Genomic DNA, 7905 nt, shown 5'->3' on the forward strand with positions numbered 1-7905 from the left:
ATGGGTACCGCCCCGACTGGCGGTTCCGATCTCAAGACTGGAAGGTTCGACCCATGTCCGCTCGTCTCGACTACGCCGCCATCGCCCCCGGTGCCATCAAGGCCCAGTACGGCGTGCATCTCTACCTGGAGGGCTGCGGCCTGCCGATGACCCTGCAGGAGCTGATCTTCCTGCGCGTCTCGCAGATCAATGGCTGCGCCTATTGCCTCGACATGCACGCCAAGGCCCTGCGCAAGGACGGCGAGGGCCAGCAGCGGCTGGACGCCGTCGCCGGCTGGCGCGAGGCGCACGGCCTGTTCAGCGCCCGCGAGCGCGCGGCGCTGGCCTGGGCCGAGGCGCTGACCCTGGTGGCCGAGACCCGCCAGGTGCCGGACGCGATCTATGACGAGGTGAAGGCGCAGTTCGGCGACCGCGAGCTGGTCGACCTGACGCTGGCCATCTGCTCGATCAACAGCTGGAACCGCCTGGCCGTGGGCTTCGCCCGGGGGCCGGAGCCGGACGAGCAGAGCCGGAAGGCGGCCGCGGCCTGACATCCGCCGGTTCCGATCATCGGACGGAGATCATCCGACATGTCCAAGCGTCTCGACTGGGCTGCCGCGGCCCCCGGCGCCCTGAAGGCGCAGTACGGCGTGCACGTGTATCTGGAAAGCTGCGGCCTGCCCAAGACCCTGCTGCTGCTGGTCGACCTGCGCGTGTCGCAGATCAATGGCTGTGCCTTCTGCCTCGACATGCACGCCAGGAGCCTGCGCGAGGCGGGGGAAGGCCAGCAGCGGCTGGACTGCCTGGCAGGCTGGCGGGAGGCGCACGGCCTGTACAGCGCCCGTGAGCAGGCGGCGCTGGCCTGGGCCGAAGCGCTGACCCTGGTGGCCGATACACGGCAGGTGCCGGATGCGATCTACGCGGCGGTGAAGGCGCAGTTCGACGAGCGCGAGCTGGTCGACCTGACCCTGGCCGTATGCTCGATCAACAGCTGGAACCGGCTGGCGGTGGGCTTCGGCAAGGGGCCGGAGCCGGATGGCGCCAGCCGCGAGGCGGCCGCGGCCTGACGTTCCGCCGGTCTGCGGGCTCCGGCGGGCGGCTTCGGCCGCCCGTCGCTTTTTCACGGCGTGACATCCGGCTTGCCTCGACGGATTTTGCACTGCAGCATCCCGGGTCCGGGACGACAGAGCCCGTACCGACCGGGAGTGAACCGAGGTGAGCGTTTCCGCGCCGATCCGGCGCATCACGATCCCGCAGCTCCGCGCCCGCAAGGGGCAGGAGCCGATCGTGGTGCTGACCGCCTACACCGCGCCGATGGCCCGGGTGCTGGACCCGCATGTCGACGCGCTGCTGGTCGGCGACAGCCTGGGCATGGTGGTGCACGGGCTGGACAGCACGGTCGGCGTCACGCTGGAGATGATGGCGCTGCACACCGCCGCGGTCCGCCGCGGCTCGGCCCGGGCGGCGATCATCGCCGACCTGCCCTTCGGCAGCTACCAGGCCTCGCCGCGCGACGCCTTCGCCGCCTCCGCCCGGCTGCTGGCCGAGGGCGCGTCGGCGGTGAAGCTGGAGGGCGGGGAGGAGATGGCGGAGACGGTGGCCTTCCTGGTCACCCGCGGCGTCCCGGTGATGGGCCATGTCGGGCTGCTGCCGCAATCCGTCAACGTGCTGGGCGGCTACAATGCCCGCGGCCGGTCGGCGGAGGAGGCGGCGCGCATCATGGCGGCGGCGAAGGCGATCGCCGCGGCCGGGGCCTTCTCGCTGGTGATCGAGGGCACGGTCGAGCCGCTGGCCCGCCGGATCACCGAGGAGGTGCCGGTCCCCACCATCGGCATCGGCGCGTCGGCGGCCTGCGACGGTCAGGTGCTGGTGGTCGACGACATGCTGGGCCTGACCGGTGCCGGCACGCCGCGCTTCGTCCGCCGCTATGCCGAGCTGGAGGCCGCGATCACCGAGGCGGCGACGGGCTTCGCCGCCGATGTCCGCGCCCGGCGCTTCCCGGGGCCCGAGCATGTCTTCGCCGAGAAGAAGCCGTCATGACCGCCGAGATCGCTACCCCCGTGATCGCCCGCAGCGTGGCCGAGCTGCGCGCCGCCGTGTCCGGCTGGCGCCGCGCCGGCGACCGCATCGGCCTGGTGCCGACCATGGGCGCGCTGCATGAGGGCCACCTGGCCCTGGCCGCGGCGCTGCGCCGGGCTGGCGCCGACCGGATTCTGTTCAGCATCTTCGTCAACCCGACCCAGTTCGCCCCGAACGAGGATTTCAGCCGTTATCCGCGGCGCGAGGCGGAGGACCTGGCCAAGCTGGCCGCGACCGGCGCCGACCTTGCCTATCTGCCGGCGGTGGGAGAGATCTACCCGGAGGGTTTCGCCTTCTCGATCGTGCCGTCCGGCCCGATCGTCGCCGATCTCGAGGCGGCGGTGCGGCCCGGCCATTTCGCCGGCGTGGCGACGGTGGTGGCGAAGCTGCTGATCCAGGCGGCGCCGGACCTCGCCGCCTTCGGCGAGAAGGACTACCAGCAGCTGCTGCTGGTGCGCCGGCTGGTGCGCGACCTGGACCTGCCCACCGAGATCCTGCCGGTGCCGACGGTGCGCGACCGCGACGGCCTGGCCCTGTCCTCGCGCAACGCCTATCTCGGCACGCCGCAGCTGGCGGTGGCCCGGCGGCTCAACCGCATCCTGGCGGAGATCGCGGCCGACCCGTCGCTGCTGGCCGCGGGGCCGGACCGGCTGCGCGACGCCGGCTTCGACGCGGTCGACTATCTGGTGCTGCGCGACGCTGAGACCCTGGCCGAGCCGGCGCCCGGCCGGCCGCGGCGGCTGATCGCCGCGGTCCGGCTCGGCGCCACGCGCCTGCTCGACAACCTGCCCGTGCCTTAGGCGGGCCGCCTTACTTCGCCGGCGGCGTCTGGGTCTGGGCCGGGTCCTGCTGGCCGGTCAGCGACGAGGGCGGGGCCGACAGCGGCTGGCGCTGGATCGGCTCGGCCGGGACCGCCGGCGGCGCCGGCTCGCCCTGCATGATCGGGCGGTCGATCGGGATCTCGTCCGAGCCGCAGGCGGCGAGGGTCAGGAGGGACAGGCCGGCAGCGGCCAGGATCAGGCGGGTCATGGGCACTCCCTCGATCGTTCCACGGGGCGCGCACTCTAGCCAGATGGGCCGGCCGAGGCGAGGGGGCACGCTGCCGCGTGATTGCGGCGGAAATCGGCAGGGCGAGCCCCAAAAACTGGCATGCCCGGGCTTGACCCGGGCATGCAGAAGGTGTCGACGCTCTCTGGATTGCCGGGTCAAGCCCGGCAATGACAGGTGGGCGGATGGCTCAGGCTGCCGATTCCATCAGCTTCTTGGTGGTCTCGACCAGGCCCTTGACCGCGGCGACCGACTTGTCGAAGGCGGCCTTCTCGTCGGCGGTGAACTGGACCTCGACGATCCGCTCGACGCCGCCGGCGCCGATCACCACCGGCACGCCGATGTAGAAGTCGCTGACACCGTACTGGCCGGTCAGGTAGGCGGCGCAGGGCAGCACGCGCTTCTTGTCGCGCAGGTAGCTCTCGGCCATGGCGATGGCGGAAGAGGCGGGGGCGTAGAAGGCGCTGCCGGTCTTCAGGAGGCCGACGATCTCGGCACCGCCGTCGCGGGTGCGCTGGATGATCTGGTCCAGCTTCTCCTGCGAGGTCCAGCCCATCTTCACCAGGTCCGGCAGCGGGATGCCGGCGACGGTGGAGTAGCGGGCCAGCGGCACCATGGTGTCGCCATGGCCGCCCAGCACGAAGGCGGTGACGTCCTCGACCGAGACCTTGAACTCCTCGGCCAGGAAGTAGCGGAAGCGCGCCGAGTCGAGCACGCCGGCCATGCCGACCACCTTCTCCGGCTTCAGGCCCGAGACTTCGCGCAGCACGCCGACCATGGCGTCCAGCGGATTGGTGATGCAGATGACGAAGGCGTCCGGGGCGTACTGCTTGATGCCGGCGCCGACCGCCTGCATCACCTTGGTGTTGACGCCGATCAGGTCGTCGCGGCTCATGCCCGGCTTGCGCGGCACGCCGGCGGTGACGATGACGACGTCCGCGCCCTCGATCGCTGAATAGTCGCTGCCGCCCTTGAGCACGGCATCGAAGCCCTCGACCGGGGACGCCTCGGCGATGTCCAGCGCCTTGCCCTGCGGCACGCCGTCGACGACGTCGAACAGGGTGATGTCACCGAGCTCCTTGAGCCCGGCGAGAAGGGCGAGGGTACCACCGATCTGCCCGGCGCCGATGAGGGCGATCTTGTTGCGCGCCATGACGTGCCATCCTTCCGATGAGCAGCAGAAAAGACGGGCCCTGTCCTAGCGCTATTTCGCGGGTGCGGCAAGAACGGGTCGGCCCGTCGCGGGTTGATCCGGGCAAAGCGGTTGCCATCGGCGCGCTGCGCCCCAGATCAGGTCCACAATGAAAGCAGGTTCCGCGATGCGCATTCCCATTCTCGCCGCGCTGGTGGTGCTCGCCTCGGCGGCCATCTCCCGCGCCCAGGACGCGCCGGCGAAGCCCGAGACGCCGCCCGCGGCCGAGGCTCCCGCGGCCCCGGCCGCGCCGCAGGAGGGCGACCAGCGCCAGGCGTCGGAGACGCCGGCCGTGGTGATCGGCGGCGACGCCGCCGGCACGCTGCTGGGCAAGTCGGTGCGCAGCGCCGCGGGCGAGGATCTGGGCCGCGTCGTCGATGTGGTGGTCGACCGTGCCGGAATGACGCGGGCTGCGATCGTCGATTTCGGCGGCTTCCTCGGCGTCGGCTCGCGCCAGATCGCGGTCGACTGGCGGGTGCTGCACTTCCCGAAGGACGGCAGCATGGACACGATCGTCACCGACCTGACCGAGGCCCAGCTGCGCGGCGCGCCGGCCTACAAGCAGGGCGAGCCGGTGGTGGTGGTCGGCCGGGCCGACACCGCCCCGGCCCCCGCCGCGCCGGATGCGCCGGGTTCGCCGTCTCCGTCCCCGGCGCCCGCCCCCGCGACCGCGCCGGAGGCCCCGGCTCCGAAGCCCTGACCGGCGGGCCGATGGCGGGAAACGACGGGTTCGACCGAAGCGACGCGGCCACAGTCCCGGCCGAGGCAAGCGTGCCGCAGTCTTCGCGCGGCAGCCGGCGCGGGCTGGACTGGTTCGTGTTCTTCGTCGCCGATGTCCAGACCGGCTTCGGTGCCTTCGTCGCGGTGTTCCTGACGACGCAGCGCTGGACCCAGGTCGATATCGGCCTCGTCCTCACCGTCAGCGGCCTGGTCGGGCTGGTCGGCCAGGTGCCGCTCGGCGCCTTCGTCGACAGTGTGCGATCGGTACGGGCGACGGCCGCGGTGGCGCTGGCGGCGATCGGCGTCGCCGCCTTCGCCTTCGCCGCCTGGCCGATCTTCCCGGTCGTGCTGGCCTCGCGCGTGCTGCACGCCGCGGCCAGCTGCATCGTCAGCTTCGCCATCGTCTCGCTCAGCCTCGGCCTGGCAGGTCCTGCGGGGATGAGCGAGCGGCTGGGCCGCAACGCCGCCTTCGCCTCGGCCGGCACCGGCATCGCCGCCGCCATCATGGGCTTGTGCGGTCAGTATTTGTCGACCCAGGCTGTGTTCTTCCTGGCGGCGGCGCTGGTGGTGCCGGCGCTGTTCGCGCTCATCCGGATCCGGCCGCAGGAGATCCGGCCGGCCCCGGTCCCGCCGCGGCGGGAGGGCAAGGGGCTGAAGGCGTCAGCCGCCGGCCTCGCCGTGCTGGCGCGCAACCGCACGCTGGTCATCTTCGCCGGCTGCATCGCCATGTTCCACCTGGCCAATGCGGCGATGCTGCCGCTCGCCGCCAGCATGGTGACGCTGCGCTCCAGCCAGGCGGCGACGCTGATGGTCGCGGCGGCGGTGATCGTGCCGCAGCTCACCGTCACCGTGCTGTCGCCCTGGATGGGCCGGGCGGCGCAGCGCTGGGGCCGGCGGCCGTTCCTGATCCTCGGCTTCGGCACGCTGGCGGTGCGCGCCTTCCTGTTCTCGCTGACCACCGACCCGCAGCTGCTGGTGGCCTTCCAGGTGCTGGACGGGGTGTCGGCCGCGGTGCTGGGCGTGCTGGTGCCGCTGACCGTCTCCGACGTCGCCCGCGGCAGCGGCCATTTCAACCTGGCCCAGGGGCTGGTCGGCTGCGCCATGGGCGTCGGCGCCTCGGTCAGCACGCTCCTGGCCGGCGTCGTCACCGACAGCTTCGGCAGCTACGCCGCCTTCACCGTCCTGGCGGCGGTGGCCGGGGCCGGGCTGGTCCTGATCACGCTGACGATGCCGGAGACGCGGCCGGCGGAGAGCCGCTAAAGCTCCGGCGCGAAACGGGTGCGCAGCTCCTCCGGGATCGGGAAGGACTGGCGCGTCTCCAGGTCGAACATCGCACTCACCGTCTCCGCCGTCGCGTGGCAGCGGTCGCCGATGAACAGCGCCTGGGCGTAGGTGAAGGACTTGCCGCCCAGCTTCACCATGCGGGTGCCGATACGGACGTCGTTCGGCCAGGTCAGCTCGCGCAGGAAGTTCATGGTGATGCGCACCACCACGGCACCGCGGCTCTTGCCCAGATGGATGCCGGCATCGCGGAAGAAGTGCAGCCGCGCCGTCTCGAAATAGACGCCATAGGCGTTGTTGTTCACATGGCCCAGCGCGTCGGTGTCGGAATAGCGCACGCGCTCCTCCGCCCAATGCGGGTAGGAGGCGGGGTCGGTCGGGTCGAACTCGGTCATTCTGCTCTCCGGACAGGCTGCCCGCGAGATAGACCCGAATCGGCGACAGAGGGAAGACGTGGCTTGTCACGAGACAAGGTTCCGGTCGCCCCAGCCGCAGGGCCGACGTACCGTTCCCGGACCAGGGACCAAAGGAGAAGCGCCATGAGCGCCGAGCAGGATTGGCTGGTCACCGTGGCCGGAACCGAGGCGCTGTTTCCGCCGCCGCCGGCCGAGCAGTTCCTCTACCGGCTGCAGCACGGCACCATGAAGGCCGGGCTCTACGCCCCGCGCGGCACCGACCCGCAGGGGCCGCACAAGCGCGACGAGCTCTATATCGTCTGGCGCGGCAGCGGCACCTTCTTCCGCGATGGCGAGCGGAAACCGTTCGGACCGGGTGACGTGATCTTCGTTCCGGCCCATATGGAGCATCGGTTCGAGGATTTCAGCGATGACTTTGCGACATGGGTGATCTTCTGGGGCCCGGAGGGCGGGGAGAAGAGCTAGAGCCGGCACGCCCGGCGCTCGTATGGGGCGCCGATCTCGGCGCACCGGCGACGCCGCGTCAGGAGGCCGAGGCTGTGCGCCTGGCGGCCGAGATGGGCGCCGCCGCCGGCCGCGTCACGCTCGACTGGGCGGTGCTGCAGCCGGAGGGGCGCGGCAGGCTTGACCCCGCCGCGCTGGCCGGGCTCGACCGCCGGGTCGACGCGCTGGGCGAGGCCGGGCTGGCGCCCTGGCCGCTGCTGGCGCCGGCCCGGCTGCCGCGCGACCTCCGCATCCGCGGCGGCTGGACGGCGCGGGACACGGCCTGGCGCTTCGCCGAATTCGCCTGCCGCGTCGCCGACCGGATCGGCGACCGCATGGCCGCGCTGGTCATCGACGCCGGCGCCCCCGGCTTCGCCCGCGACGAGCTGGTGCGCCGCGACCGGCCGGTCGGCATGGCCGAGGATACGGCATTCCGCGCCGCGCTGCACCACCTGCTGCTCGGCCGCGGCTTGGCGCTGTCGGCGCTGCGGCAGGAGAGCGGGCGCTGGCGCCTGGGCGCCGCCCTGGCCGGCCCGCCGCCCGAGCCCTGGGACGACACGCTGGCCTCCTCCGACGCCGTCGTCATCGCCGAGGCGCTGGGCTGGGAGGCGTCGGTCGCGACTCTCCGCGACGGCCGCTATCCCGAGCTGGCAGCCGAGCGGCTGGGCCGGCTGGTCGAGGAAGACGACGGGAAACGCTGCCGCGGCC

At 72.2% G+C, this 7905-nt stretch carries 11 protein-coding genes; 8 read left to right on the forward strand and 3 right to left on the reverse strand.

Annotated elements, in window-relative coordinates:
- Window positions 1-53 precede the first annotated feature (53 nt).
- The 4 genes from ABDW35_RS26750 to panC all read left to right on the forward strand — a co-directional run bounded on the left by ABDW35_RS26750 (window position 54) and on the right by panC (window position 2858).
- Window positions 54-530, forward strand: coding sequence for a carboxymuconolactone decarboxylase family protein (locus tag ABDW35_RS26750; protein ID WP_343716903.1), 477 nt, complete (start codon window positions 54-56; stop codon window positions 528-530).
- Between the two features lie 39 nt (window positions 531-569).
- Window positions 570-1046, forward strand: coding sequence for a carboxymuconolactone decarboxylase family protein (locus ABDW35_RS26755; RefSeq protein ID WP_343716904.1), 477 nt, complete (start codon window positions 570-572; stop codon window positions 1044-1046).
- 148 nt (window positions 1047-1194) lie between these two features.
- Entirely contained in the window at window positions 1195-2019 is an 825-nt protein-coding gene (panB, locus tag ABDW35_RS26760) for a 3-methyl-2-oxobutanoate hydroxymethyltransferase (RefSeq protein ID WP_343716905.1), read from the forward strand.
- Window positions 2016-2858 carry a pantoate--beta-alanine ligase gene (gene panC / locus ABDW35_RS26765; protein ID WP_343716906.1) on the forward strand — a complete coding sequence of 281 codons (843 nt, stop codon included), beginning with the start codon at window positions 2016-2018 and terminating at the stop codon, window positions 2856-2858. Before panB ends, panC begins: the two co-directional genes overlap by 4 nt.
- 10 nt (window positions 2859-2868) lie before the next feature.
- On the opposite strand, the gene ABDW35_RS26770 is transcribed toward panC, so the two are convergent.
- Both ABDW35_RS26770 and mdh read right to left on the reverse strand, forming a co-directional pair.
- Window positions 2869-3087: a hypothetical protein gene (locus tag ABDW35_RS26770; protein WP_343716907.1), complete on the reverse strand. Its 219-nt coding sequence runs from the start codon at window positions 3085-3087 to the stop codon at window positions 2869-2871.
- A gap of 208 nt (window positions 3088-3295) precedes the next feature.
- A complete protein-coding gene (gene mdh / locus ABDW35_RS26775; protein ID WP_343716908.1) occupies window positions 3296-4258 on the reverse strand; it encodes a malate dehydrogenase in 963 nt (320 codons plus the stop codon).
- A gap of 166 nt (window positions 4259-4424) precedes the next feature.
- Here mdh and ABDW35_RS26780 point away from each other — a divergent pair, with 166 nt between their 5' ends.
- Window positions 4425-4997, forward strand: coding sequence for a PRC-barrel domain-containing protein (locus tag ABDW35_RS26780; protein WP_343716909.1), 573 nt, complete (start codon window positions 4425-4427; stop codon window positions 4995-4997).
- Between the two features lie 71 nt (window positions 4998-5068).
- Window positions 5069-6277 carry an MFS transporter gene (locus ABDW35_RS26785; protein WP_343716910.1) on the forward strand — a complete coding sequence of 403 codons (1209 nt, stop codon included), beginning with the start codon at window positions 5069-5071 and terminating at the stop codon, window positions 6275-6277.
- Here ABDW35_RS26785 and ABDW35_RS26790 read toward each other — a convergent pair.
- Window positions 6274-6693: a thioesterase family protein gene (locus tag ABDW35_RS26790; protein WP_343716911.1), complete on the reverse strand. Its 420-nt coding sequence runs from the start codon at window positions 6691-6693 to the stop codon at window positions 6274-6276. The two genes, ABDW35_RS26785 and ABDW35_RS26790, sit on opposite strands and share 4 nt — an antisense overlap.
- 144 nt (window positions 6694-6837) lie before the next feature.
- Between ABDW35_RS26790 and ABDW35_RS26795 the strand changes: the two genes are divergently transcribed.
- Both ABDW35_RS26795 and ABDW35_RS26800 read left to right on the forward strand, forming a co-directional pair.
- Window positions 6838-7179, forward strand: coding sequence for a cupin domain-containing protein (locus tag ABDW35_RS26795; RefSeq protein WP_343716912.1), 342 nt, complete (start codon window positions 6838-6840; stop codon window positions 7177-7179).
- A gap of 74 nt (window positions 7180-7253) precedes the next feature.
- Window positions 7254-7905, forward strand: a 652-nt coding sequence (locus ABDW35_RS26800) for a family 1 glycosylhydrolase (RefSeq protein ID WP_343716913.1), incomplete at its 3' end; no start/stop codon positions are given.

This window comes from Inquilinus sp. (genome assembly GCF_039594555.1).
In the GTDB taxonomy this organism is placed as follows: Bacteria; Pseudomonadota; Alphaproteobacteria; order DSM-16000; family Inquilinaceae; genus Inquilinus.

What these genes read in the sequence shown, in the direction of transcription:
- ABDW35_RS26795 (WP_343716912.1), top strand. Translation starts at nt 6,838, where the DNA reads ATGAGCGCCGAGCAGGATTGGCTGGTCACCGTGGCCGGAACCGAGGCG.
- mdh (WP_343716908.1), bottom strand. Translation starts at nt 4,258, where the DNA reads ATGGCGCGCAACAAGATCGCCCTCATCGGCGCCGGGCAGATCGGTGGT.
- ABDW35_RS26770 (WP_343716907.1), bottom strand. Translation starts at nt 3,087, where the DNA reads ATGACCCGCCTGATCCTGGCCGCTGCCGGCCTGTCCCTCCTGACCCTC.
- ABDW35_RS26790 (WP_343716911.1), bottom strand. Translation starts at nt 6,693, where the DNA reads ATGACCGAGTTCGACCCGACCGACCCCGCCTCCTACCCGCATTGGGCG.
- ABDW35_RS26780 (WP_343716909.1), top strand. Translation starts at nt 4,425, where the DNA reads ATGCGCATTCCCATTCTCGCCGCGCTGGTGGTGCTCGCCTCGGCGGCC.
- ABDW35_RS26755 (WP_343716904.1), top strand. Translation starts at nt 570, where the DNA reads ATGTCCAAGCGTCTCGACTGGGCTGCCGCGGCCCCCGGCGCCCTGAAG.
- panC (WP_343716906.1), top strand. Translation starts at nt 2,016, where the DNA reads ATGACCGCCGAGATCGCTACCCCCGTGATCGCCCGCAGCGTGGCCGAG.
- ABDW35_RS26750 (WP_343716903.1), top strand. Translation starts at nt 54, where the DNA reads ATGTCCGCTCGTCTCGACTACGCCGCCATCGCCCCCGGTGCCATCAAG.